This is a genomic window from Bradyrhizobium sp. 62B, from assembly GCF_030272265.2.
Classification (GTDB): Bacteria; Pseudomonadota; Alphaproteobacteria; order Rhizobiales; family Xanthobacteraceae; genus Bradyrhizobium.
Genome location: NZ_CP092842.1, coordinates 210,166 through 235,961, shown reverse-complemented (window position 1 = coordinate 235,961; position 25,796 = coordinate 210,166). Strand labels below are relative to the sequence as shown.

At 58.7% G+C, this 25,796-nt stretch carries 22 protein-coding genes and 2 pseudogenes; 10 read left to right on the top strand and 14 right to left on the bottom strand.

Annotated features, from left to right (window positions below; translation table 11 throughout):
- Positions 1 to 848 precede the first annotated feature (848 nt).
- The 3 genes and pseudogenes from ML401_RS36030 (at position 849) to ML401_RS36020 (ending at position 5,031) form a co-directional block, all read left to right on the top strand.
- Positions 849 to 1,418 carry a GNAT family N-acetyltransferase gene (locus ML401_RS36030; protein ID WP_285813220.1) on the top strand — a complete coding sequence of 190 codons (570 nt, stop codon included), beginning with the start codon at positions 849 to 851 and terminating at the stop codon, positions 1,416 to 1,418.
- A 664-nt stretch (positions 1,419 to 2,082) separates the two neighbouring features.
- Positions 2,083 to 3,300, top strand: coding sequence for a ShlB/FhaC/HecB family hemolysin secretion/activation protein (locus ML401_RS36025; protein WP_285813219.1), 1,218 nt, complete (start codon positions 2,083 to 2,085; stop codon positions 3,298 to 3,300).
- A 970-nt stretch (positions 3,301 to 4,270) separates the two neighbouring features.
- Positions 4,271 to 5,031 (top strand): annotated as a pseudogene (locus tag ML401_RS36020) (outer membrane protein).
- Here ML401_RS36020 and ML401_RS36015 read toward each other — a convergent pair.
- Positions 5,000 to 5,394 (bottom strand): annotated as a pseudogene (locus ML401_RS36015) (IS5/IS1182 family transposase); the annotation flags it as partial. The pseudogenes ML401_RS36020 and ML401_RS36015 overlap by 32 nt on opposite strands.
- Before the next feature lie 1,045 nt (positions 5,395 to 6,439).
- Here ML401_RS36015 and ML401_RS36010 point away from each other — a divergent pair.
- Positions 6,440 to 8,713 carry a hypothetical protein gene (locus tag ML401_RS36010; RefSeq protein ID WP_285813218.1) on the top strand — a complete coding sequence of 758 codons (2,274 nt, stop codon included), beginning with the start codon at positions 6,440 to 6,442 and terminating at the stop codon, positions 8,711 to 8,713.
- Positions 8,714 to 8,797: 84 nt separating this feature from the next.
- Entirely contained in the window at positions 8,798 to 10,102 is a 1,305-nt protein-coding gene (locus ML401_RS36005) for an IS701 family transposase (RefSeq protein WP_285813217.1), read from the top strand.
- Positions 10,103 to 10,239: 137 nt separating this feature from the next.
- On the opposite strand, the gene ML401_RS36000 is transcribed toward ML401_RS36005, so the two are convergent.
- Positions 10,240 to 10,566 carry a transposase gene (locus ML401_RS36000; protein WP_376717444.1) on the bottom strand — a complete coding sequence of 109 codons (327 nt, stop codon included), beginning with the start codon at positions 10,564 to 10,566 and terminating at the stop codon, positions 10,240 to 10,242.
- Between the two features lie 132 nt (positions 10,567 to 10,698).
- On the opposite strand from ML401_RS36000, the gene ML401_RS35995 reads away from it, so the two are divergent.
- Positions 10,699 to 10,986 (top strand): hypothetical protein, encoded by a 288-nt coding sequence (locus ML401_RS35995; RefSeq protein WP_285813216.1) that lies wholly within the window; start codon positions 10,699 to 10,701, stop codon positions 10,984 to 10,986.
- Positions 10,987 to 11,163: 177 nt separating this feature from the next.
- On the opposite strand, the gene ML401_RS35990 is transcribed toward ML401_RS35995, so the two are convergent.
- From ML401_RS35990 to ML401_RS35960, 7 genes are all read right to left on the bottom strand, one after another.
- Positions 11,164 to 11,724, bottom strand: coding sequence for a DUF6527 family protein (locus ML401_RS35990; RefSeq protein ID WP_285813215.1), 561 nt, complete (start codon positions 11,722 to 11,724; stop codon positions 11,164 to 11,166).
- A gap of 9 nt (positions 11,725 to 11,733) precedes the next feature.
- Positions 11,734 to 13,323, bottom strand: coding sequence for a phosphotransferase (locus ML401_RS35985; protein ID WP_285813214.1), 1,590 nt, complete (start codon positions 13,321 to 13,323; stop codon positions 11,734 to 11,736).
- Positions 13,292 to 14,638: a ThiF family adenylyltransferase gene (locus tag ML401_RS35980; protein ID WP_285813213.1), complete on the bottom strand. Its 1,347-nt coding sequence runs from the start codon at positions 14,636 to 14,638 to the stop codon at positions 13,292 to 13,294. Before ML401_RS35980 ends, ML401_RS35985 begins: the two co-directional genes overlap by 32 nt.
- Positions 14,638 to 14,955, bottom strand: coding sequence for an E2/UBC family protein (locus tag ML401_RS35975; RefSeq protein WP_376717458.1), 318 nt, complete (start codon positions 14,953 to 14,955; stop codon positions 14,638 to 14,640). The genes ML401_RS35980 and ML401_RS35975 overlap by 1 nt, the downstream gene beginning before the upstream one ends.
- A 52-nt stretch (positions 14,956 to 15,007) precedes the next feature.
- On the bottom strand, positions 15,008 to 15,259 hold the full coding sequence (locus tag ML401_RS35970; RefSeq protein ID WP_285813212.1) for a multiubiquitin domain-containing protein: 252 nt from the start codon (positions 15,257 to 15,259) through the stop codon (positions 15,008 to 15,010).
- A gap of 572 nt (positions 15,260 to 15,831) precedes the next feature.
- Positions 15,832 to 16,122: a WGR domain-containing protein gene (locus tag ML401_RS35965; protein ID WP_285813211.1), complete on the bottom strand. Its 291-nt coding sequence runs from the start codon at positions 16,120 to 16,122 to the stop codon at positions 15,832 to 15,834.
- 288 nt (positions 16,123 to 16,410) lie between these two features.
- Complete coding sequence (locus ML401_RS35960; RefSeq protein ID WP_128929565.1) at positions 16,411 to 17,004, bottom strand: hypothetical protein; 594 nt, start codon at positions 17,002 to 17,004, stop codon at positions 16,411 to 16,413.
- On the opposite strand from ML401_RS35960, the gene ML401_RS35955 reads away from it, so the two are divergent.
- Positions 17,003 to 17,455, top strand: coding sequence for a hypothetical protein (locus ML401_RS35955; protein WP_128929566.1), 453 nt, complete (start codon positions 17,003 to 17,005; stop codon positions 17,453 to 17,455). The two genes, ML401_RS35960 and ML401_RS35955, sit on opposite strands and share 2 nt — an antisense overlap.
- Before the next feature lie 12 nt (positions 17,456 to 17,467).
- Here ML401_RS35955 and ML401_RS35950 read toward each other — a convergent pair whose 3' ends face one another.
- From ML401_RS35950 to ML401_RS35940, 3 genes are all read right to left on the bottom strand, one after another.
- Complete coding sequence (locus ML401_RS35950; protein WP_285813210.1) at positions 17,468 to 18,586, bottom strand: hypothetical protein; 1,119 nt, start codon at positions 18,584 to 18,586, stop codon at positions 17,468 to 17,470.
- A complete protein-coding gene (locus ML401_RS35945) occupies positions 18,567 to 19,211 on the bottom strand; it encodes a hypothetical protein (RefSeq protein ID WP_285813209.1) in 645 nt (214 codons plus the stop codon). Before ML401_RS35945 ends, ML401_RS35950 begins: the two co-directional genes overlap by 20 nt.
- A gap of 164 nt (positions 19,212 to 19,375) precedes the next feature.
- Positions 19,376 to 20,359, bottom strand: coding sequence for a CBASS cGAMP-activated phospholipase (locus tag ML401_RS35940; RefSeq protein WP_285813208.1), 984 nt, complete (start codon positions 20,357 to 20,359; stop codon positions 19,376 to 19,378).
- A gap of 192 nt (positions 20,360 to 20,551) precedes the next feature.
- On the opposite strand from ML401_RS35940, the gene ML401_RS35935 reads away from it, so the two are divergent.
- The 3 genes from ML401_RS35935 to ML401_RS35925 are packed head-to-tail and all read left to right on the top strand — an operon-like array spanning position 20,552 to position 23,830.
- Positions 20,552 to 21,700, top strand: a complete 1,149-nt coding sequence (locus ML401_RS35935) for a CBASS cGAMP synthase (RefSeq protein WP_285813207.1) — start codon at positions 20,552 to 20,554, stop codon at positions 21,698 to 21,700.
- Positions 21,630 to 23,381, top strand: a complete 1,752-nt coding sequence (locus tag ML401_RS35930; protein WP_376717443.1) for a ThiF family adenylyltransferase — start codon at positions 21,630 to 21,632, stop codon at positions 23,379 to 23,381. Before ML401_RS35935 ends, ML401_RS35930 begins: the two co-directional genes overlap by 71 nt.
- Entirely contained in the window at positions 23,378 to 23,830 is a 453-nt protein-coding gene (locus tag ML401_RS35925; RefSeq protein WP_128929571.1) for a Mov34/MPN/PAD-1 family protein, read from the top strand. Before ML401_RS35930 ends, ML401_RS35925 begins: the two co-directional genes overlap by 4 nt.
- A gap of 97 nt (positions 23,831 to 23,927) precedes the next feature.
- Here the strand turns inward: ML401_RS35925 and ML401_RS35920 are convergent, their stop codons facing one another.
- Complete coding sequence (locus ML401_RS35920; RefSeq protein WP_285813204.1) at positions 23,928 to 24,755, bottom strand: hypothetical protein; 828 nt, start codon at positions 24,753 to 24,755, stop codon at positions 23,928 to 23,930.
- A gap of 81 nt (positions 24,756 to 24,836) precedes the next feature.
- On the bottom strand, positions 24,837 to 25,394 hold the full coding sequence (locus tag ML401_RS35915) for a hypothetical protein (RefSeq protein WP_285813203.1): 558 nt from the start codon (positions 25,392 to 25,394) through the stop codon (positions 24,837 to 24,839).
- Positions 25,395 to 25,796 lie beyond the last annotated feature (402 nt).

The following is a 25,796-nucleotide window of genomic DNA, read 5'->3' as shown; positions in this document are numbered from 1 at the left end:
TCGCAAATGACCTCTTGCACGGATCATTAGCTGTCGCGGCGCAATGTGAAAAATACTTTGTCACCATGAAGACATAGGCAGATATTATAGCGTGGGTCTCGGAGCGAGTGCGGTGGGGCCCGCTTCGGGTCCAGTCGGAGGAATGGAGTGTCCTGAGCCGTGCTTTGAGTGCTTGTGGATAACGTCCCCCTCACAAAAGCGTCCCGCGTTGCGTTGAACTGAACTCCTCCGAATGAGTCGAGATCGGTCGTAGGCTCAGAGGGCCGTAAAGGCATCGAATGTCAGAAGGTCAACGTCGATAGTTCACAGACGGCCACAAACACGGTTTAAGGGGCTGTGTCGCTTCGGCGGCTGCTTCTGGTCGGTGCGGGCTACCGATGTCCTCAGTAGGCTCATTGGCAGTCCGATGCCGCCGCAAACATCACGACATCCGCGCCGAACGGGTTGGTACGTTCCTTCAGATGGCCTAAAGTTTAGGAGTGTCGAAAAGAATGATGGGTACGAGGCCGGAAACGGGGGGGCCCGGGCAATAGGCAAGTCGGCCGCGAACGAAGCGCTCTCGCTTGCTGCCGCCTGGCTGCGCATGGGCCGCGAGTTACGCCGGCACCGGCAAGCTCATGCTTGCGAGCGTCCTGCCGAACATGCCAACGGCAAGGTCGCTTTCGCCGCGTATACCGGCAGGGCTGCCGGCGTCATGCGGCAAAAGGGCTGCAAGAACCTCCCGCACCATCCACTCACTATCTATTCCAGCGACATTGACCCTGTCACCGGTGACGTCGACAGCACGCTCCCACCCACTCGAAGCTCTTGAAAAGTACGTGCTTGATCGTCGTCGACGAGTGCACAATATGGAGGAGGCGATCGGCAACGATCTCCTCGCTTTCGGCAAGCCGATCATCATTTTCGGTGATCCCGGTCAGCGCCCACCGAGAGGATGTATCCCGCTGGAGGTACACTATATGTACGAGATCGACTATAGCATCCGTCTCTACGACAACGTCGGGCACTCGCCAGCTTGGCCGTTGACCCTCAACGCTCTCGCCGAGCTTCGCGATAAAGGGCTCGAGGCAGCTCCGCCCACATTACTGGACCCTGGAGCTCCGGTGTTGACGTACGAGCGCGACGGCAAGACCGTCGGTTTCCTTTCCTACCATTACGACGAAGAGAGGAACAGCGTGTGCGTCCTGCTCTCCTATGTGCTCCCTGAATACCGCCGGCAGCGAATCCACACCTTGCTGTTCAATGCGCTGGTTGAGCACGCCTGTAATCGCGGAGACATCCTCTCGATCGAGTCCTTCACCCACGTCGACAATAAGGTGGCGCAGGCCTCGTTCGAAGCGCAGGGGCGGCAGCCGATCGGGATCCATTACCGCTATAGCTTGCGCAATTGTGTGGACGGCAAGGACCACCTGGAATGATCGCTCTCATGAACTCCATCACTTGCCACTCACCTGGACGTGCCGGAGGCCGCCCTCGGGGCGTTGCGCCGACGAGGCGGGGAGGGGCAACGAAGAGCACTGGAGCTTGCACATCATCGCCCGAATCACCGGCTTCACGAACTCGGCGCCAGACACGGGCATGTGCCCGTCTATTCGGTGCACGTTGCACGCGAGCATTGATGAAACAAAAACTTGGCGATAAGGAATTTGCTGTCCGTTTCCGCTTGCCTCCGGTGTTAGCAGCGGCGCGTGGGCTCACGCGGATCAAGGCAACTACATCCACTGGCATGCCAGCCAGGATCGATTAAGCTACGAAAGAACAGTAGATGGCTCGGACAGCTTAGTAAGATCCTAGGTGAATGAGATAACCTGCGCTTGCCGTAGCTTCGGCAGCTTCTCGCCGGCTGAGCGCTGCTAAGTAGAAGATCAATACCCGATCAGTCAGCTGTTCGCCAGTCTGGCACTACAATTGCATTTTCTTGAGATGGGCTCTGCGCGCGTTGTCGTCGAAATTTGGACCGTTCCAATTGGAAGTTAGAGCGGCCATGCAGCGAACACCTGACGCGGTCAACGAGTCATCGTATTGCAGCGCACGTGGCGAACACTTAGCTCAGCGCCATCTGTTCTCTGAATTCGAAGTGCAGTGACCAAAGTGACGCCAATCCACCGACTGATGGACCTGATCAATAATACTGCGCCAAAACTCCACTTCATCCAGCTCTGTGAAAGCAGTTTAGCGGCGCGGCGGGCATGCACTACCCGGAAGTATCATCGATGGCTGGCTCGAGGTGCCGGAATCCTCAGTATCGGGTTGAGCTTATTGTGCCATGCCCAGTCGGCATTAGCGGAGAAGTCCGACTCCGTGTGCAACGTGCCGGAAGGATACAGCGTTCACGGCAATCTTCTCGGCGGCAACATCACTGGGCACAGCCAGCTCAATGGTCGTCTCAATGTGAATTCGCCTCTTGGCTTCGGCGACCGCCTCTCGGTCCACGGGTTGCTCTCAGAATACGCCAATTTGAAGAATGGGCGCATCGTCTATGCGGCCCCGATCGGCTATGCCGGACTGTGCGCCGAGGTCAGCGCCTCCCGCACCATCTATGTGCTGAGCGGCACCCATCAGGACCTTAACACCACCGGCACCGCCGACGACATCGCCGGCACGCTGACCTACGCGTTGCAGCGACAGCGCGACGAGAGCATCTCTTTGTCGGCCAATTACACCCACAAATCGGTCAACGCGCACCGGAGCCTCGACGAGGGCACTGCGGCGATAACTCGCGAGGCGACAGGCAATTTCGTCGGCATCCCATGGTTGACCAGCGCAATGCTGTCGATCACCGTGGGCAACATCGAGGTCAACCGTCTCGGCGTCAACACCCTCGGCGATTTCGCCAGAGTCAATCTGCAGGTGGACTCCAGGCTCGGTCTGTCCGATGTGCTCTCGCTCACCACAACCTTCCGGGGGCAAAAGTCGCTGTCAGGCAGTCTCAATTCCAGCCAGCAGTTTGGCCTCATCTCGGGCGTGCGCTCCTTCTATGAAGGTCTCGCTGACGACAACGGCTATCTGGTGACGTCCGAACTCAACTACGCGCTGCCCGGCTTCAATGGGTACAGCCATTCGGTCGGCGTGTTCACGGACATTGGCGCGATATGGAGCGCTGATCCGTCCCATACCAACACGCAGAAGCCCTGCATTCAACTTAGCGGCGTCGGCATAGGCTACGATGCCACTTACGAATACTCGCCGAATCGGAAGCTTGTGCTCAAGGCGCAACTCGCGCAGACCTATGGCAGCAGCGCGGGCGCGAGCTATGGCAAGGGGACCAAGGCATGGCTGCAGGTCGGCTTTACCTTCTGATGGCCGCGCTGCCGCCCTTAACACCCACGCTTCATAGGGCGGCGGGTGACATTGGGGGCCACAGGCGGCATGCGGTGAGGCCACTTCCTTGGGAGCTCTGGTGGCTATACTGGTCGGCGGTGCTGGCGGCACGAACAGGCGCAACAGGCGTCTCCGTACGGCTTCCTCAGGTGCCCAGCCAGGTCTTTCTCACAGCAAAAATTAAGTCTCGGGGTTGTGAGTGGGCCACGCAGGTCAATCGTGTCAAACGCCTCGATCAACGCCCAGGCATGATCCCCGAAGCCATCTATTGCACCGCGCACCGCGCAAAACGTCGTACCCGTAAGAGATGTGGGGCCATTGGCTTCGGACTCCACGATGCAACGGAGCGCAAGGACCGAGTTGCCAGCGGAAAACCCGTGTTTTATCTGACGGTACTGCGACCAAAGCAGCGACCGAACCACTTGAGGGTCGACATTCGTGAGTTCCATCGCGTCCAACAAATCCGCACGGCCTTGGCGGTGCGCGGGCAGTTCGGGACGTCGGGACCTTGGCCACGGAAGCGCGCCGCCCACTCACGGTCCGATGGGTCGAGGTTCTCGATTCGAGCCATCGGATGGGCATGCTAGCCCGTCGCCGCACATTGCGGCACGCGAAACGATGCGCCCGCGAGGAAAGTCCATTTGCTGTCGCCGCGCTTTGCAAACCCATTCGTGCCACACTCCAGTTGTTCTCCGGCGTGAACGCATGCGGGCGGTCAACCTTCATCAACGAGCTTCGGTACAGACACCTACTTCCATTGTCGAAGCTACCGCACGTACCCGACCCAGATCGACGCGTGACGTGTCGTAACATTCAAGCGTACAACCGGACGCAGCGTGCGAATCAAGCTGTTTCTTCCAGAGTGAATGTTGCAGAGCAGTTACAGCAATTTGCGTTGGCGCTGTTATGACACGCACGGCCGGGGCCACTGAAGGCAATGAAGCTCGAAATGAAGAACTTGTTGCTTATGACTGCGAGCATCGTCGCACTCACCGCTGCGGCGCCGGCATTCGCCGCGGATCTCGCTACACAGCCCGTCTACACGAAGGCGCCACCACCGGCGGTCGCGGTCGCGCTCTACGACGGGGGCGGCTTCCATGCCGGCTGGGGTTCGAGCCATAACTCGTGGGATTTTGCAGGCACGCCCCCTGAGGGCTCCCAGGACGCAAGCGGCGGTACGGTCGGTGGGCAGATCGGTTATCGCTGGCAGATCGGCCAGACAGTGCTTGGCGTCGAAGGCCAGGGCAACTGGGCCGATTTCAACGGCTCCAATGCCAGCACTGCCTTCCAACCGACAGGAACCAGACAAAGATCGACGCGTTTGGCTTGATCACCGGTCAGATCGGGTATGCCGTAAGCAACGTACTGCTTTACGCAAAAGCTGGCACGATCGTTGGCAGCAGCTATCAGGTTAACTCCGTTGCTTCAGGCACGCAGCTTGGGACCGCGGAAACGACACGTTGGGGCGGCGTCGTTGGCGGCGGATTCGAGGTCAACTTAACGCCGAACTGGTCAGCTGGCCTCGAGTACGACCATGTGTTCATGCCGACGAGCGACGTGAAGTTCACCGCTGCGGGTGGTGGCACGTTTGGGAACGATCGTATCCGCCAGGATTTTGATCTCGTGACGGCGCGTCTCAATTACAAGTCTAGCTGGTCGACCGTGAAGAACGCCGATTTCAACCTGGGACGAATTGAAGTCGGGCCGTGAGCTGGTCGAGGAATTGGCGCAACAAAGGCTCCAGCCAGCCGATGAGGCGTCGGAAGTTGTAGCCGGCTGCGGCGAGGACTGCATTGGCGGCATCGCCGTCGCGGTGCCACAGGTAGTTGCGTCCCATGCGATGCTCGGATTTGAGATGGCCGATGACCGGCTCGACGGCCGAACGGCGGCGCAGCTCGCGTTTGATCTTGGTCGTCACGCGCCGTTTCTGGCAAACACCCTGAACTTGTAATCGGGTGGCGCATTGTGGCCGCGATAGCCCTTGTCGGCGAGGATGCGCTCGATGGTGTTGCCGACCAGCATCTCCATGTCCGGGATCACGGTCTTGAAAGCTGACGGCTCAAAGATATCTCCTGTTCGTTCAGACGGGAGCCGCGCTCAGCATCCATTTTGCGCGCCAAATAGCTGTCGAACGCATTGCAAGCGCGGTCGAGTTCAGGTCGGATCAAGATGCAGCACGATCCTGGAAAGATCTTTCCATTCGGCGCCATCGGCGTCCGCATCGAGGAGTCGTCAATATGCGCTTTCTTGAAAGGGACCAGATACGCGGGCTCATTCAGGGCCCGCGGCCGCGTGCGCCGCTTTTGAGAGGCCGGACATATGGAATCACACGATCGAAACTGCATTTATCTTCCTTTTTCTTCTTCCCCCGGAGGGGCGTCCACATATGTCTCGCGAGGAATGAGGTAGCCAGGTAGCCCAGGGGAAGACAGTCTCAACCGACGGCGCGTTGCGGCTCAGACCATCGAGGCGCAGCCGGTTTTCGGCCAGATCAGTCCAACGAGGCGAGGTGCGTCCGAGCGCTGAACACAGACTTAAGCGGAAGAAGATGTCGGAGAGCTCGGTTTGCAAAACAAGAAAGCGGCCGCCTTTGAAGTAGAGGCTGCGATCGGCGCATCACCTTACGACGACTGGGTCGCATCCCGATGGCAGCCGTGGAAAAAGCGGTGCTGAACTACTAGAGTCTTTGATCTCCTTGCGGTGCCTGGCGAGTTTCCACCCTCCACGCGCTTGATGCGAAACATTCTCGCGAACGGCCCACGATAGATCACCGCTTCCAACTGCTCGCGAAGGTCAATCGAATGCTCTGCGTATTCAGCCCGAGTGTGATCGCACCATCGGCTCTCCAGCGTGCGCGTCCGCTACCTCGCCTGCTGAGAGCCCACCAGCCTCTGCTTTAGGGCGGGGGTGTTGCGCTCCGACTCCGCGGCCTGGTTGCAAAGCAGGACGCGTGTCTGCAGACCGGAAACCTCAACCCAAGGCATCTTCTATGGAATTGGAAGCCACGGTGATTCTGTTTTTCGTGATGAATCCGGGAGAATGCCGTTCGTCAGCTGATCGTCAGCCAAGCCGTCTATCTAATTAGGCTTTACGTTCTCGCCTGGATCGGAGTTAGAATATGACGGGTATTGGTCGACCTGGCAAATCGCACGTTGCGGCTCCCGGAACCGACAGCACTTGGGAATCGAGCAGTTTGCGCTCGGAATCAAGTCTCGCCGCTGGGGAAGGCGGCCAATCTTTCGATTCCGTCGTGGAGCGAATGCGCTCTGGGCCTCAAGATAGAGCGGCGTTCGTCGGCAGCCAGCCTCGAACTTCGGATATGGCAGTCCCCATTTCATCGACGGGTGACGAGATCAAGGCAACAAAGCGACAAATGGAAAGCCTGCTCTCGGAACTTTACGCTCGCCGTAACGCGGCCATGCAAGCGCGGAGCTCGTCAGAGGCACAAGAGCTGATCGACAAGGTCATCCAGGTCGGCTCAAAAGTTCTGGAGTACTACGCCAGCCTGCCCCAGCATGAGGCGCGCAGGATTCTATCTGACGATCAGGCCCGCGGTCTCCGCGACGAGGTGCTCCATGCGGCGGAGCAATGTAACGCTCTGGCCGTCCCGACCATCCACGCCTTGGAGCAGGGCAGGATAAGCGCGACCGTCGTGCTCGAACGGATGCTATCCAACACTCCCCCTGACCAACTGAACCGAGCGGTTTCCAGCGTAGCAAACCGCTATGCGGACTGCATGGAGTGGTGGGGAAAGAAGGCGTTGCGATCGGAACGGATGCAACGCGTCTGCGCCGCTACTGCTAACTTACCCAATGCAACGGCCGAAATGCGGCAGGCCGATGAGGCCGCACTGCGGCTGCACAGCGGTTGGGCACTGCACATGAAGTGCATGCATCTGCAATCGCAGGTCGCTCTCGCACAAATCATGATTGAGCCTCACGAAAGCACGTTCGACCCAGCCACGAGGGAACTCCTCATGGCCGAGAACGGACGGGCTCGCCTGCTCGGCACCTTCATCGCAGACGTTTTTCCGGCATTCGTATCGACAAAGGATGCAGTTCTACACAGCCAAGGACGCGCACTCGACGCAGCGCACTGCGCGGTCCTGGAAGGAGTTATGGAGCGGCTTTCTGAATTTGCGTTGGGCGTGCACAACCTCGTTTCAAAGCTAAGCGATCTCGGGGCAGGCGACGACCCGCCATTGAAACTGTTGCATCAGATCGTGGAAGGCGCGTGGGTCACTGCACACGACGTTATGCGGCTGCTGGATCTACAGCCCAAAACGTCGGCCATCATTTCACCGGCGGTCGAAGCTGGGGCTGCGAAGCCGGCCGACACTACGAGAGAGCCTGTAGCGGCCGCAGGCACGTCAGCGCGCAGGAAGGGTAAAGCCAAACGTACACCGAGCGCTCTCGCCGGGAGTTCGGCACGCGACCAGACGCAGCTGCAGATCTCGACGACCGACAAAGCCACGGCGGCAGCAGCCAAGGTTGTCGTGCTCTCGGATTTAGGTACGAAGAAGCTCGTGAGCGCGGAAGAGGCGCATGCGAGGGCGATATCCTCGGCGACGGCAGACTTGGCGATCTGGCAGGCCCCGCCATCAATGGAGGCGCTGACGCGCCTCCTCGAGCGCTTGGACGCACTTTTGCAGTTTGATCTGGCTGGTCAGCAAAGGGCCGTCTCGCAAGCCCGCCAAATGAAGCCCGAGGACGCCGACCACGTTGTGAATACTGTGATCGAGCGCCTGCAGACCCAGGCCGCCGAAATGCAGGCTTGTGAGGGGTCGCTGGAGGAGCCTCGTCAACGTATCCTACTCACGCCAACGCAAGTGCCCGAGGTGCACGACAAACTAGTCCGACTCAAGATGATGCGGGCCGAGGCGCAGGGGCTCGCCAAGACTTTGGATGAGCGAAGGGCGTCGACTAGGATTGAATGCCTGAAGACCTACGGCTTTCCATCGCAGAAGTACCTTGAACAGTTGCGCGCGGCCGAGGAGTTGGCGCCTGCCGATCTACCGCGCGCGTTAAAGGGCGAGCCAGGGGTGCTGTTTGAGGTTAAGCTGCAACCCAAGGCGCTGCGCAATGGTGCAATGCCGAGCCCTATGTGGGTTCACATCCATACGAAGCGACCGGTACATATGCGGCAGTTGGCGACGTTGGATGACGCCGACTTCGCCGCTTGCCACGTCAAGTCCAACGAACAACGCGGCTATAATCAGCAGTGGCAGAACGCCCGGGCGGCGACGGGCCGCGAAAACGTCGTGATTCACCGCGGCAAGCTCACGCCTGCATTCTGTAAGTCCTTGTTGGCCACAGTGCGTAGTGACGTCCCACGCTATCAGCTTGCCGAGGCGGAGCAACTGTCAACGCAGGCCGCTCGACTTGGGATCTAGTCTTACTGAGTCAGAGTGTCGCGGCCTTTGTCGACAGGAATCATATATTTGAGAAGACTCACTTTTCAGCAAGCGAGGGCTGAGATGAGTCTGACAAAATCGGGGGACGTCGCGTCGCGGTTTTCGGCATATGTCGAGGGCCTTGCGAGCGTGATTGGACATGCAGGACGCGCCAAACCGCTGCGCGATTACTGTACCGGGTTGATGATGCCATGCGATCGCAAGAGTGTCGAGCCGATGGCGGCGATGACGGCTCCTGAGCGGACAGCAGCGCAGCACCAGTCGTTGTTGCATTTTGTCGGTCAAGGCGACTGGTCGGACCAGCAAGTGTTGGCCAAGGTCCGTGAGTTCGTGCTGCCGAGGATCGAACGCCACGGAGCGATTGAAGCTTGGATCATCGATGATACGGGCTTTCCTAAGAAGGGACGGCATTCGGTCGGGGTTGCACGGCAATATTGCGGCCAACTGGGCAAGCAAGACAATTGTCAGGTCGCGGTGACTCTTTCGATTGCCAACCATCAGGCGAGCCTGCCGGTGGCGTATCGCCTTTATCTACCAAAGGAGTGGGCGACCGACCGTCCGCGTCGGCGCAAAACCGGTGTGCCCAAAGAGATCACCTTCAAAACCAAGCCAGCCATCGCGCTTGAGCAATTGCGCTGGGCCTGTGCGGCGGGCTTGCCGCGTGGCGTCGTGCTGATGGACGCCGGCTATGGCGCTGATACGGATCTGCGTACGAGCATCACAGATCTCGGCTTGAACTATGTGGCCGGCATCCAGCCACAAACGTCGGTATGGCGCCCCGGCACTGGGCCGCGGGTGCCGAAGAAGTGGTCCGGGAGCGGACGACCTCCGAAGTTGCTGCGACGTGATGGCAAGTATCAACCGATCTCAGTTAAGAAGCTTGCGGTCGGCCTGCCAATCGATGCTTGGCGCAAGATCACGTGGCGTGAGGGGACGGCAGAACGCTTATCCTCGCGCTTTGCTCGTGTGCGCATCCGTCCGGCACATCGAGATTACTGGCTCGCCGAAAGCCGGCCGGAGGAATGGCTGCTGATCGAGTGGCCGGAGGGCGAGGAAGCACCCACCAAATATTGGTTCTCGACGCTTCCGGCGAACATTGGATTCCGTCAGCTGGTCGACACCGCCAAGCTGCGCTGGCGCATCGAGCGCGACTACCACGAACTCAAACAGGAGATCGGCCTTGGCCACTTCGAGGGGCGAGGCTGGCGCGGCTTCCACCATCACGCAACGTTGTGCATCGCGGCCTACGGATTCCTGGTCTCCGAGCGGGAGACGATTTCCCCCTCAGCTACAGGTCCCGCCCGGCTTTTCAAAGAAACTACAATTCCCAAAACTTATCGCCCGAGGGGGTCCGCCATTGCGGCCTGAACGGCACGTTCCAAATTCGATCGCGACTGTTCGGCGAGGATTGAGCGTCGCTCTCGCGTCCACACTATCTCGATGCCCCTGTTGCGTCAGGGCAGTCTCAAGTCAAAGTAGTCATCGAAAGTTATGACGCAGTAAGACTAGGGGGCTTTAACGGTCGAGTACCGAGTGGCGACATCATTGGTCAGACCCGGATCCGAAGCCAGTGGGCCGTGATCAGGATCGTAGGCCTCCAGCAGCCCGTAGCTTGAAAGCGTCCGACACGAAGTACTTTCGCTCTTCGCCGATCGCTCTGATGTCCGTGCTTGTCGACGCCAGGTAAACACTAGGCTGGTCGCGACTCCGTTGCGGCGCGCAACCTCAGTCACCTTCGCGCCCGGCACCAACGTCTCCTCGACAATCCGCGCCTTGTCGTCTTGCGACCAGCGCCGCCGCCGCTCCAGCCCGCCCAAAACCTCGACCCGCATCGCCTGATGACCTTAAAGCTAGACTTAAGGTCACACGCTTCGCGAATTAACTCGCGTCACGCAAGACGGCGCCCGTCGGATGCGTACGGCTTTGCGAATGCGACCGCGCGCGCAGAGCGGGCACGGGCCAGCATGGAAGCTGCCTTTGAAGACGCGATGGTTGCGGATTTTGACAGTTTCTTGCCCGTTGCGGTGGATCTGCCCAATCCCAACGATCACCACGTTGTTGCTGCGGCGGCCAAGACGCAAGCCGCAATGATCGTAACGGAAAACCCCAAGGACTTTCCGGCGGCAGTTCTTTCCAACCTGAACATGAAGGCGAAATCCGCTGACGCTTTCATTGCGGATACTATCGCACTCGACGAAGCTCGTGCCGTTGCAGACGTATGCGCGAACGCTTCAAGAAACCGGAAATATTGAAACGGTTGACGTGCTCGGGCCACACATCGAGTCCCTCTAGCTCATGACGACGGCAACTAACTAGACTGGCTTCAGGCAGCACAATTTCGAAGCGGTTCCGATTCGGATATTCCATAATGAAGATTATGCGAATCTGCTAGACGAGAAATGAGACGCGGCTTCGTTACTGAGTTGTCATTAAGCAGAAAGATCAATCTTGCTTGGCCTTTCCTCGGCTGAGCGCAAGCGGAAGTGGCTCTTCAACTTGCCGCTTCCTTCCTCGACAATCCGTCTCCTTACCAGCTCTCGGCACGTCTCCAATACGTCCCAAGGAATTTCGCCTAGTTCATCGGCGACCTCGACGAAAGATCGCCAGGTCGATGCAGATAACCGGTTCGACACCGGACTGACGAGACTATCCAGACCAATATTCTGGCGTGCTACCTCATCATCACCAGATCCGAAAAGATAAATCCGACCTCGCCACACGATGTAGTGGCTTTGGCAGCCGCTATCGCGCCAAACCGAAGGAAACAGGCTCATTTGTCCTGTTTCAACATGGTAGATGCGCCAAGCAGGCCCGCTTCTTGGATCAAGATTTATAGGAAAGCGCTCGCCGCAACCGCATGGACACGACAAAACAAGCCATCGAGGGCCGCCTCTGCTTATCAGGGCCGCATCACCTGGCCGCGACACATACTCATCCGCTTCGCTACGTGTAGAAACGATTGCGCGGAGGTTGAGGACGCTGATACCCATTGATTTCTCTTACCGCTGGTCAAAATTACTTATCAGGACACGCTCCGCAAGTACGTAGGCGGCGATGCGGCGCTCATCCTCTGGCCCGTCTAATTTCGGATCTTTCGAGGCTTTGCTTAGAAGCGCCAGAGCCAGAGCCGCGGCATACTGGTCCGGTGACGCAACGCGCGAGGCGTAGTGGCGTACCTGACGCACCACCTCATGAAACCAACGATGAGTATCGCGGGGATCTCCATGCCCGAGGAGCATTTCGAGGGGTTTACCTCCATACAGCGGCTGCACCGAGCCCCACCATCGCTGGAAATTCCAAGCAGCGTCATTGTCAAATGCGTCGACCAGAAGGCTCGCTTCCAAAGTCGCGATGTCCCAAACCAAAGGCCCATCCTGGTTTGCGTAAAAGTCGATGATGAGTGCCTCGTGCCCCCGCACCTGAACATTTTCGACGTGCAGATCGCCGTGAATTCTTGCGAACAATACAGGCTGGCTCGAGCACCGGCCGAACAGTCGAGACAGCTGATCTCGGTTGCAACGCGCGCCCAAGGTTCGGGCCACTTGGAGGCGCCGCCGACTGAATATTTTAGGAAACCGCGAACTGATGCTTTGCGCGAGTGAAGTCTGTCGATACTCGATATTGCGATACCATGCGTGCAGCGTCCGATCGAACAAGCATGATATAGCCGGACCTGCGCGGCCTCCCCGTGCTGCAACCTTGAGGCTCTCGCACGCCTCTATGAGATCGCCGACAAGGATCCCTCGGGTGGCGCCGAGGCAACACAAATCGTAGTTCAGCCGCGGCCCCAAATTGAAGGGCACGTATTTCTCGACATTCAATTGATAATTCTGAAATTCGCGAAATATCTTGCTGCGATCGCCGAGCTTAACAAAGCGCGGCATGGTGTGGAAGGAGCCAAAAATTGGATATGCGCGGTAGACCGCCGCCCCAGACCTGCCCTCGGTCATAGGGATGAAGTGCACATCGCTATAGCCTTTAAAGGCACGCTTCAGCAGGACCCGAGCGACACCTGCATCATCGTTGTCAGGCTCGGAATTTGGAGCGAAGGTCAGCGTTACGGCTTCTTGCACTGCTTCTCCGGGACGGTGCCGTACCAGGAAATTTGCCGATTCAACCCAGTCAGCAAGTGGCGAAAGGATGGTGACATGTGGCAGCGGAGGAACAGGCATAGGATCCCCCAATGATTTTTGCCACGTGAATCGCTTTCGAAGGATGTCGTTGGGAAGATTGCTAGCGCATACCCGTATTTGCTCCAGGCATCTGTAGACCTGCCGCAAACCCGGAAGTCCAAATGGCAAAATGAAGACTCGACAATCGTAGTCGAGAAGCTGCCTCACGCAACTTCGAACGATCTTGTCGAAACGAGATGGGAAATTCTGCTCCTGAACGATGATAACAGCCGCGAGGCTAGCGAGGAGTGCAGGATCGAGAGGCTCAAAAGATGCGATCTGCCTCTCCCCGATCAAGAAGCCACGCTCCGCAAACGGGGGCCTGGCTGCGGCCGGCAGATCACCGCCGATCCACCCGACCGCCGAGCGACCTAAGGCAGTGACATCAAGGATTGCCATGTTCAGCGTATCGGCCATAGATCGGCAGACCGTCACCCCTTGCCAAGACGCCTGCCCGAGAACAGACGATGCAATCTTGAACGGGGTCGCCTTTTACTGCTCGAAGACGGCTTCTCAAACCATCGTAAAGAAGATGCCTTGCCGGCGATGGTACACCGACGATCGCTGACAAGAACATCGTAATTCCGAGTGAGGTTATCGTACTGTTGATCGACATCACGGCGGGCGCCGGCTCGCGAGCACCTATAAGATAAGGATCCTGCTTGCGCTCGGCCTCCGACATCATGTCTCGACGGACCTCATTTCCGTTCAAAAGACCGCCGCAAGTGAGACAAGCCAATCCCGGCGCAAGCATTTGAGCACGCCCAGCGATGTGACTGACCTTCCCCTCGTTGACGGCAATAACAGTCCCGATATCGATGCAGGGAATGAGATATTGATAAGCGACTTGTTGTAGAATGGCGCGACTGCCGTGCGAATCAGTGCAACAAAAGAGCACATCGACATCGCGCAGCTTCTTCGCCGTTTCGACTAAGATCACATCCTCTTTGATGGCGGTAACGATCGCGCGAGGCTGAACGGAACGAATATAGCGTTCCGCTACGGCGACTTTCGGCACTCCTACATCTGCGGCTGCGGCACCCGCCAAACGGTTCAAGTTGGTCGCCTCGATCAAATCGGGATCAACCAGCAGGAACTGGCCGACGCCGAGATGGACCAACTGTTGTGCAGCAAGCGATCCCGTGCCACCGAGACCCACAATCCCTACGCTCAACCCTTGCAGAAGGTTTTGTCCATCGCGTCCGAATGCCCGCACCTGACGGTCAAATACCTCTGATGGGTCCTCCCGTTGGCTCGGATCAAAGAGTATGTTGCGATCATCGCCCAACGAAATCAGACGGAGATACTGCCTAGCTCCGAGGTAGCGGCATGCGTAGCCTCCTTCGCTCACGACTAGAGCTAAGTGCAGCAGGCCGGGAGTTCGATGCCGAAAGAAGCGGGCAAGAATTTCCTCTCCTGTGTCGTCGATTCGAGAAAATTCAGGCGCAGCAGTACCCGGATGGCTATGCACGAAAACTAATGAACTCTGGGTCTGTGCAGCGATCTTTGCCAACTTAGCTACAAACGCGGGCCGCAGCTCAGCTTCAACCTCAGTACGTCGTGCGTAATCCTCATTTGCCGGTACAACGACTTCGCGGACCAACACTTTTGCGCGACCGTCGCCCCGCAAAGTCTGACTGCAAACCAATACGACACAAAGTTCGGTCGACTCGCCCAGCACTGATCGTCGAACGAGATCAAGGTCTGCAGAGGTGATGACGAGATCGTCCACTATCTTGCCGGGCTTAGACGTTGCGCAATGACGTTGAAGTACGTCAGGATATCGTCTCGATTTGGATTCCAGGACTGCAAATGCCAGGAAAACCAAGTCCCTCGAGGCCCCGCACCAGGGACCGGGTTAGCATCGTTCGCAGCATTTGGAACGCTACCGTCGGCCAATCGCACAGGCCCCGGCTCCAGCCAGAAGCAATCCGGTTGCGCCGATGGATACCCCGGCGGCAGCATAAAAATCACGGTGCCTCTCGCGATATTCCACCCTGCCGGTAGATCGAATTCCGGGATCTCGACCAGGATGGCACCATTCGACATCCGGGTCCGACGTGCCAAAGGGAAACGCCCTTGAAGCACTGCGAACTGCTTATCAATAAGTTCCATGTCCGAAAGTCGCCGGCGGGACTGCAAAAAAATGTTTGATCCGATCGTTCAACGGAACGGTGTCGGGATCCGCGATAGGACGGTCTGGGGTATTCCCCTGCTCCTCCAGGAAAAGCTGATAGTTTGCTTCGATGTTGGCTATCCGCTTAATGTCCGCCCCGGACAGGTAGGAATGCTCGGTCTCATATTTCGTACCATCGACAAAAAAGTGAAATTCCTTTTCCTTTTTCTCGTTCATCCATCCCTCATGCATTCCGACGCGAACCGCGGAACCCCCGCGTGAAGCAGCGATCGTTGACTAGAACAAATAAAGAACAATGTCAAGCCTTTAGCCTTGTTGCGCGCGTTCTCCTCAAATCGTGCTTCACGACGTTGACGACCGCGGCTCTCAAGTCTTCAGGGCCGCACTACCCCCGGGGGCGACGTGGTTCATGTTGTCATCGCTCCGTCGAGCTCGCGAACGATCGAGCGAAACGCCTCACCGCCTGCACCAGCGACCCTGGCGAAAACCCACCGTCACCCTTTTCCGACCGTCCGACCGTCACCGCCAAGATGGACGGTGCTGGTCCTGCCAGTTCATCAGCAATGAGATAAGCAGCAGCGCGGATTTACCACCTGGGGTAGCTACAACGACGGAAAACTGCGCCGTGACCTCGTTCGGAGCTAAGCGAGATCAGAATAGGCGATCCAGTTGGGGGCCTAGTTCAATTTCGCTTAGTATTGATTATGGAATACTTTTGCGATTCTTGGAATGTGGTCGAAAATGACTTCGAATTACTTTGATATACTTGAATTGAGATTTTGTCCAGATCAGCCCGCTTGCGGCGCGTCGCACGCCGGCTCCAAGCCCGGAAAGTGCCGCTGGACGTAACCACGACGGGTTTTGCGCTTGAGCCAGGACTCAAGCGACTCGACCGCCTGCACGTGCCCATCGAACAGATCGAGCCGCCGTCGACCGCGCCCTCCGAGACGGCCCCATTCACGCACCAACGCCGTATCGCCGAACAGCGTCGGCTCGATCGTGAGCACATAGAACCGCGCCATGTTGCGAGCTGGATCGCGACGCTCGAGCACTAGGTATTGCACGGTGAGTTCGGACATGCGCCAGAATCGCAATTACCGAATCGGCCGTCCAATTAAATAAATGAATCGATCCGAGCCCAAGATTCAGAAATTTCATTGTGGCAACAAACGCCGAGGCCAAGCTCGCGATAGATTTGATCCACGCGTATCCGCTTTCCGCCGATGACCCCGTCAAGCTCCGCCCGATAGAGCTTATGCCGTTGCGTCGACAACTGCGCCCAATCGATTGCGAGGCCTTTAGCGGTACAGCCCGGTCATGGATGCGCCCACACCCGCCGATCGCAAGATCGGGCGCGGCATCGTCGCCTAAAACCAGGCGTGCCTCTCCAGTTTGAACTCGGCGATGCCATTTGTCGGCTGGTCCGTAAAATATTCACCGCTTAAAGTCTTCGTCCCCGACATCCCAACACTCATTATAGCCACGCCTCGATAAATCGTAGGAAGCCCAGGCTTAGTGTACTCAGCCTTCCGTCGATTCTCGAAGACGTAGTACACATGGTATTGCGTGCCGGTAGGATCGCGTGTGGCTACAACCGCCAGCGTAGTCGAGGTCGATTCCCTGGTTTCGAGGACAAGAGACATCCCGCTCAAGTGATGTCGGATCGTCAGCGTGGCATCCCTGAGCTCCTGCCTGTCGGGTGGACCATAGCGCAGCACACCGGTCCACCGGCCACCCAAATAGGGGAATGTCATACGCTGAAGTATCGGGATAGCACGCCATGCCCCGTAGATGACGACAGCAAGAGCAGCAGGTATGCCAAAGACATACCTGGAGAATATCCAGACGTCTTCGTAGGTGTTGCCGGTGAACACATCGGCAAACTTCAACCCTGCGAATATCGCTATCGCCAGACAGACGACTATCGTAAACAGAAGCCGGGTCTGAAGAAAGTTGATCATGTCGAAGACCGAAGCCGCGATGACTGGAATAGACGAAATATTCAGGATTCTGGCTGGACGTCCAGCAGCTTTCGATCCGCTGATTTGCTGTCTCTACCATCAGAATAACCTACCACGTTTCGCCGAGCCAATGCCGCGCGATCCTTCCCCCGAGGTGGGCCAATTCCTCGACCAGAATTTTGCGGAGACCGTGCGAGCAGCAATCGCTTTTAACGAGGCGATTCACGATGGAGCGATCATGGCTGCCGTAGATCATCATTCGCGCTGTACCATCACGGGGTGGTCCTACCGCCTCTTCCCTCCCCCCTCAGAGATACCCCCACCTGTCAACAAAGGATCGGCGTTCAACAGTTGCGTGGCGATGTCCCTCGTTCCCGGGATCCTGGCTCTCTACCTGGTCTCCAAGGGCACGACGTGGAGATTCGAACGCGGCAGCGTCAATAGGCTTTAGCGGCCCGACGACTTAACTCGGTATCTCGATCGACTCGATGGCGCCTCGCGCCACCCCCCAGGGTATGCCCAGATCGAACGTCAGTTGCGGCTTCTGCTCCTTGGCGACGTTCTTCACGAGATCATCGATTTCATGTGAGAGCGCCTTCATGCCTTCGTACTTCTCCTGTGTGTCGAAAATGAACCGGGAGCTGTCCGGGACGCGCAACTTCTTTGCTTCTTCAGGGTTGTGATATAGGTAATCCAAATGTCGCTGCACCTCCGCGAGGACCCGTAACTCGTAGAGATATCCGATTTTCAAGGCCGTCTGATCCGCGTGATACATGGTAGCGGCAATGTCGAAGCTGGGGAAATTGATCTTCGTACCCTCCTCGACCGCATCGGCCTTGACGTTCTTGCAGAGCCGTATGGCCTTCCTCAGGCCGCCGAGACACGAACTGCAACGATCTTCGATCAGCTTTATGTGTTTGAATGGGAAGTTCTCGATTGTCTTCGGCACTTTGCGATCGAGAATAACAACTCCTCGGTCGTGAATCTGTCTAGACTGCTGGTAGACGACGGTATCGTACCAGTGGGACGGAACAACATCCACCGGTCGCGCCAGAGACCCTCCAGAAACGGCGACCGCCTTCCCACCGGACGTATCGACGTCGGCGGCTGGAAAGCTCAATGGCAGGATCTTCTCGATCGAGGAACGTAGTTCGCCTAGCACTCCAAGCGAGTTGCGCGCCGTGGGAACATAGGTGCCTGCCGCGGGCCCCGACGAGTGGAATATGAGGAAACCGGTCTCCAGCACGAGCAGATCGACGTCGCTGACTCCCCGGATATGGACGTTAAGGGGCACCGACCCCTGAAGCCGAAATTCGACCGAATCGATGGACTTCTGGATTTGGTTGCCCACGCGCTCGGCCGTTTCGACACTGATTCTGGTGTACTCAGGTCCCACCTCCTGCATCGCGCCAAGCGCATATCGCGTGTAAGCATGCGACGGAGCCCTATTCTGCCAGCTTTCCGCAGCCAAGCTCTTCGACAACACTTCCTTGCGGGAAGCCTCGTTGAGTTTTCCAAGACGGTCGACGCCCCTGCGACGCAGGCGCAGTTTGTTCAGTCGATTATTGATGTCCCTTACCATGGTCCCTCTTCAAACTAATCGTGCCAAATGTGAAGCGGCCGTGACCGTTGAAATACTCGCCCTCTGCTGATTCCAGATCTTTCGAGAAAATAAGCATGCAGGAACCGAGATGGCTTCTTAAGTCCACCTCTCCGATAGCCGGGTCGTTCCGATAGTTGTACAGAAGCCTATATCCCTCTGCGTCGTCGCAGATCAGGGCTGCCGCAATGCTGTCGGAGCCCGATTGATCCGTCTTCAGCCTCACTCGGATCTTGTCCCAGGTCTGAAAGATCGTGAGGGTCGCCTTCCATGCGTAGCCGAGGCTCCCGTCGGGCTTGAGGCTTCGTCCTTCGCAGGACCAGCTCCCGGCGAGATCCGGGACCTTCAGCGCCGCATTCAGGAAGGGCCATCGCCACGCGTACCGATCGAGCGTCCAATAGAGCGCCGCAAAGACCATGCCCGCACCGACGAGGGAAAGGACCGATGGTGGCAGGTTGACATTGAGCCCGAAGCGGTTCGCCACGTCGACCACGGAAAGCAGCGTGAAAACGATCGCAGCCGATACCGACGCGGCGATCAACGTTAGGTAGCGTCCGACCTTGGCTCGGTTCAGTCCACCGTGCAACGAATAGTCGTGTTGTTTCACTTCAACGTTCCATTTGGCAAATCTCGATTGCGACACATTGACCGAAACTTTAACCTCGATGATCCCGCACTAGCTTTCCGGCCCCACGAGTAGCTCGCGTCTCAACCTGCTCGCGGCCTTCAGGCAATCTGCCGATGTTACGCGTTGGATCCCTCTTGCGTAGTTCACACGTGATAGAACGTCGGCTTGGTAGGCCGATGTGCCAACATATCGATGACGCGCCTATCGTTGCACAGCGCTTGATAGCAACCGTCCGCCATCCCTAGCAGGGTCTTCCGCCGGCTCTCGGTCGCGAGGTCCATCCCGAGATCGGAAATCTGCTCGGCGGAGGGCTGCTCGTCGAACCTGATGTAGCGATCGCCGAGCTGATGCTTGAGCATGAAATCGACCAGCTGTTGCTGCGAGGAAATGATGGTCGATGGAAGCCGGTTGTTCTCGAGCCAGTCCCTTTGGCCGAAATTGCGTCCCGCCGACGTCGGCAGCGAGAATTTGCTGGTGGTCGTGCCAATGCTCATCACCGATACGTCCTCGATCTTTTGATCCAGGAACTGGACAGCTTCGTGCAGCGCACAAAGGTCAGGTGCGTTCGCGACCACGCCGCCGTCAATGAAATAGCTGTTCCCGATCTCGGCCATCGGGAAGTACAGCGGCGCGGCCGCCGTCGCCATGGCGATGTCCGCGGCCTTCACCTTGTAATCGGTCATGAACCTCGGATTATGCGCGGTCTTGAACATCTGGACGCTTCCCTTGGTCATGTTGACCGTCGGAACGAGCACGCGCGTCTTCGCGTCGCCGAGCTTGGCGTCGGCGCCGAGCACGCCCTCGATCTTGCTCCGGAGCACCGTACCGTCGTACTTGGGATGTCGCCACTCGAACCACCGGGCCTGCATTTGCGCCAGCCGGCTTTTCGGCGTCTCGCCGCGGGGGAATATCTCTTCCCCGTGCTCGAGAAACATCCCCTGAATCGTCTCGGCCTTCTTTCCCATCGCCAGACCGAGGGCGATAATGCCGCCTGCCGATGTCCCCGAGATCAGGTCAAAGCATTCGTGAAGGGGGCGCTTTGCCTGCTCCTCCAGGCGCGCCAGGACCGAACTTGTGAACAGGCCTCGAAAGCCACCGCCGCTGAGAGCAAGTATCTGAAAAGTCATTGCAATCTCTAGTTTCGGAGCACGCTGTGACATCGGAGATCCACCGAGGCTCGGGAATCCCGTATGAAATGTTCATTTTCTGTTCTACAATCTAATGGACTCTCAAGATAGAGTCTGATTCGCGCGGTTGTGCGACTGGAGGGCATTGTCCACCGTCTAGATCTCCCTCGCTTTTCCAGATGGAGATCGGCCATGGCCAACGTCTCGAAAGTGCTGCACGCGTCTGGCGACGCGGCGTGTTTCCTGAAGAACCTGAACATCGCCGATACCGACCGCGCGAGCCTCATGGAAGCGCGCGAGAAGGTTCGAGATTGCCTGCGCAAGACGTTCGCGGCTTTGACCAAGCAGGAGCTCGGCGTGACAGTCCATCCCCGGTTTTTCACGCAGGGCAGCTTCGCATATCGGACCATCAACGATCCGTGCTGGACCCCGCCGCAGCAGATGGACCTCGACGACGGCGCCTACCTCCCGATGACGTTTATCCAGGGCGTACAGCGGCCTTCCGTCGCCGCTACCGCCTTCTTCAAGGTGGTTGACGCCGCGCTCGAGAAGCTCGCGAAGGAAGAAGGCTGGCAGTTCGGGAAGAAGCCGACCTGCTCGCGGCTGGTGATCTCGTCGAACTCGCACATCGACGTGCCGCTGTACGCGATTCCAGATGCGGAATTCGAGAAGCTCGAGAAGCAGATGAAGTCGTTCGACGCTATGGCCCGCGATGCGCGCGTCGACAGCGATGATCGTTGGGACGCGCTGCCGTCGGACTGCGTCCTGCTCGCCCATCGCGAGCACGACTGGATCTCGTCGGATCCGCGCAAGATCCGGGACTGGTTCGTCGAGGCCATCAAGATCTACGGTCCGGTGCTTCGCCGCGTCTGCCGGTACCTGAAGGCCTGGCGCGACCACCACCGCCCCCATCTCGACGACGTATCGTCGATCCTTCTGATGGTGTGCGCCTTCGAAGCGTGCGAGGACCTCGGCCGTCCGAACGTTCCCGGCCGTGACGACCTGGCGCTGCTGCGGATCGCCGAACGTCTTCCGCGCCTGCTGGAGGGCCCGGTCTACAATCCCACCGACCGCGACGAGCGCGTCGACGGCAGACTGAGTGCGGCCAGCCGCCGTATCGCGATCGACATGGCCAAGAAGTTCGATGCGGAGCTCACAGAGATCGTCGAGAAGTGCTTCGATCCCGAAGAAGCCATTGAAAGGCTGACCGCATTGTTCGGTGACCGCATTCCGGATCAGATCGATCTCGTCGACGTCACCAAGGCCGCGCATGCCGAGATACGCTCGCATGCTCCGAGGATCGCCGCCGCCCCCACGGTCGGCAAATCGACCAGTGCCTGAGCGGGACGACGCTTCTGTCCGGCGCATTCACGACGCCTTCAGTCAGCGCAACTTCCGGCGCGACTTTTCGCGTCGTGGCCTTCACTACATCGGCCTTCTCGACGAGACCGGACTCAAGGTCCCGGCGGTCGTATCCGTCGACGACCTCGACTTCATCAGGCCTCCGGTCATTTGCCTGACCGACCCGGAAGCGGGATCGAAGGGGCAGGTCCCGCATGTGCTCCGCTCGGACGGCACGTTCTGCTATCTCGACCGCAAGAGCGTCGTGCTCGACCGCTACAAGCCCGCCGAGACCATCATCCAGTGCCTCGAGCGTGCGGACCAGGTGCTGCGTGACGCCGTAAGGGGCCGCCTGGTCGACGACCTCGCCGAGGAGTTCGGCGGCTACTGGTCGGACGGCGAGGTCTTGGTCGATCTGCCCCCTTCTTTCGAAGGCGACGCGAAGGTCCACATCCTCAGGCTGGACCGCGATCCGGAGCACAAAACCATCGTCGTCTCCCACGACAAAACAAGTTTCGCGAAGCTGCACCGGAGGAACACCGTGAAGGATCCTGGTCCAGGTATCCTTTGCCCGATAATTCTGGTCCCGCCGCTTTCGTTCGATCCGAAGCTGCCGTGGCCGCCCAAGGATCTGGCGCAGCTCAACGGCTGGCTGAAGAAAATGGCCCCCAATGCGCTCGGATCGATCGAAGCGGCGTTCGCCAGGACGAAAGATCTCCACATCCAATGGATCTGCCTGTCCGCGCCGAACGGAAGGGTCTTCGTATCGGCGGAGATCGCCAAACCCTATCGGACGCCGGAATTCCTGAAGAACAGGCGAGCCAGCATCGCGCGAACGCTCGATCGGATACCGGCCGCTGTCGAAATTTCGGGCTATGTGGGAGTCCCCGCCGATGAAGGCTATGTCTTTTCGAGGAATCTCGGTCACATGAAGAACCTCGCAGGAAAGCGCATCCTGCTGATCGGATGCGGAACGGTCGGCGGATTTCTTGCGCAGCACCTGGCTCAAAGCGGTGCCGGCGCCGGCGGCGGAAGATTGATGCTCGTCGACGACGACGAACTCCAGGGCGCAAATCTCGGCCGGCACCTCCTCGGCGCGCCGTATCTCACGTGGAACAAGGCCGAAGCCTGCGCCGATTTTCTGGGCCAGCAGCTGCCGCACCTGGACATCGGGTTCAGCTGCGATTCGATCATGAAGCAGCTGGCAATCATGCAGCAGTACGACCTGTGCATCGATGCCACAGGCGAAGAAGCGCTGTCGATCGCGCTGAACGACTACGCCGTAAGAAAGCGTCCTGACTTCCCGCCGATCCTCTATACTTGGCTCGAAGGAAACGGTGCCGCCGCCGTCGGCTTCATGTCGCACGATCCCGATCTCGCCTGCTTCAAGTGTCTGAAGGTTGAGCTCGCAGGCGAGAAGAGATTCCGGCTGCTACGCGAGGGAGTGGAAATCGAGACCGCCCGGAATCTCGCGTGCGGAGACGCCCACTACATCCCCTTCCCCGTGTCGCGGGCGGCTAGCGCGGCCGGCCTCGCGTGCGACATGGTTCTCGATTGGGCGAACAACGACGACCGTCATCGCTGGCGGTCTCTCACGATGGATCATCGGACCGCCAACGAGGTGAAGGACGGCAATCCCAAGCGGGTCGTCAAGTGTCCCGCCTGCGGCGGAAGCGCATGATCTTTCTCGCGAAGGGCCGTCTGGTGACCCTCGCCGACGCCGTCGCGCAAGAGCTCGCGCGCTTCGCGGCTCCGCCGGAGTCGGATCGCGAGGCCGGCGGCATACTTTTGGGACGCTACCGAGGCCCGCACGTCGAAGTATTGAAGTGCACGACTCCGATGCCGGAAGACCGCCGCACCCGCTTCGGATTCGTGCGGCAGGACAAGGGCCATCAGGAAATCGCGAGCAGAGAGTGGTTCGAAAGTGGAGGGGCCGTGAACTTCGTGGGCGAGTGGCACACCCATCCCGAGCGGCATCCAACGCCGTCCTGGGTCGACCGGCGGTCGTGGCGCAAGCAGTTGCGAAGGCACAAGTCCGACCCTTTGGTATTCATCATAGTCGGTACAGCCGCGACGTACTGTGAGATCGGCTCCGACGGGCACCTCGTCGCCATGGGCAAGATCGGTTGAGCCGGCGCAAGCGCTGATCTCCCGCAAATCACAAGCCGAAGTCCCAGGTAGGCGAGCCGAAATGAATTCGGATCAGCCTAGTGAGTGCGGAAACAGATTACGCGCTTCCTGCGATCAGCTTCAAAAGCCTCTTGCCGTCATCCATTTTATCGACTGCGAAGAGCGCCAATGCGCCCTTCATGACGGAATCGCAATCCTCGTTCGAGGCGACCGATCCAGCATATTCCACCTGATTGAAACCGATCGACAACCAGGCGCTGGCCATGTCGAGGAGCCGATTCCTTCCGCTGCCATCCGGTTGCATGTGTTTGTCCAAGGCGTGGACTCCCTGCGCCAGAACGTAGGACAAAAGCTTGCCTGACGTCGTCTGAGGCGAGGGGTCTGCGATTTTCTCGAAGCAATCCGGCTTGGTTCGACAGTAATTCTGGTGATGCCGGACGAAGTCCAATCCCGAGATGTCCGACAACGGAAAATCATCCGCAACCATAAACTCTGAACAGAAATCCGGATGCCACCGCCACTTCCCGTCGACACGCCTCAATGGGCCGTCATCCTTCTCCGGATCGTACTTCGTCACCAACGGCGAAGCGATATCCTCGAACGCCATGAGAAAACGGAAGGCCGGCGGGTGGTAGTTCGGCATCGCCTCGACCCAGTAGATCTTCTTGTGTTTGACGAGTTTCTCCCAATCGAACTGAAATTCGACGGTCCCATAGAGTGACCCCAGCGACCAATTATTGGCCGACAGCCAGGTGACGCTGATGCGTGATTTGTTGAGCCGGCTCTTGTCGAAGACAAGCCCGGACTTTATCCGTCCGTCCTCGATGATCCGGCGGGCGACAGGCAGGTGCACGATATGCCGCACGGTAGTGAGTTCGGCGTACTTGTCGGCAATCTTGTATCGCTCCCATTCTGGCTGGGGCATTTCAGTCCTCGGTTGTCTTCGAGCTCCAAGTGTCGGAACCTGCCCTATCTATCGAACGAGAGGGATCGTCCTTTTCTTCCGTCAGATCGCCAAGGAACGCGGCGCAACGCGGTCTATCGGAGCATAGAGCAGACCGTCTCCGCCGATCTGAACCGGTCCGTCGCTGCGGCGCGCCCTCGCGTCGAGACGTTGGCCTGCGAGAGCTCTCCGGATGACATCCGCATCGACCCCTACGAACCGGATCGAGTTCGGCATCGCTTGGGCGAGGGTCTGAGCTTGACCGAGGGGAAACGGCAGCACGCCAAGCGGCCCAACGGGTACGCCTAGATAGGTGGCGGAGTCCTCACCGTCAGACCCGAGGAACGCTCCCTCCAGAGGCCTGTTGCCGCCGGCAACGTGCTCCGCCAAGAGCTGCGATGCCATCTCGCTGAACCCCATGCCGGCCAGAAGGTAGCCGACATGAGCCCGGGCAATGTCCTGAACCATATCGTCCCGTTCGTGGGCCGACGGGGGTTCGCCGTGCGTGTCCGGATCCAGCACGTAGAGGAAAGCACCTCGTGGTGGGATTTCGACCCCCCAACGCGACATGACCGCCCAGCCCTTTGCGCGAACCGCGGTCCAGCTATCCTTCCCGGCCACGTTCCGCAATCTCTCGACCACGACTCCCTTGAGTTGGCCGTCGGCAGTTTTTATAGGACCAGGCAACCCGGTGCCGGTGCCTTCGATGCCTGACTGGTACCCTTTGCCTCGGCGACCGCAACTCGACCCGATCCGGAGCCGCAGATCCAATCCGGAAGCTCGGTCCCCTTTCCGGCTAGTCTGGTGACACGCAGACGCTTCGAGACGTTCGTTGGATCTCCGTCGATCGGTGTGAACCAATCGAAACCGTGGTATCGGGCGAGGTAAGCCCGGGCGAAAAATCGCCCGAACAACCCCGAAAACGCGCGCCGCATCTCCTTGCCGCGGCCAGGCCCCTTGCCCTTCCAAATGAGTCCGTCTCCGCCGGGGACGAGGAGCTCTTCGAACAGCAGGGCCAATGGC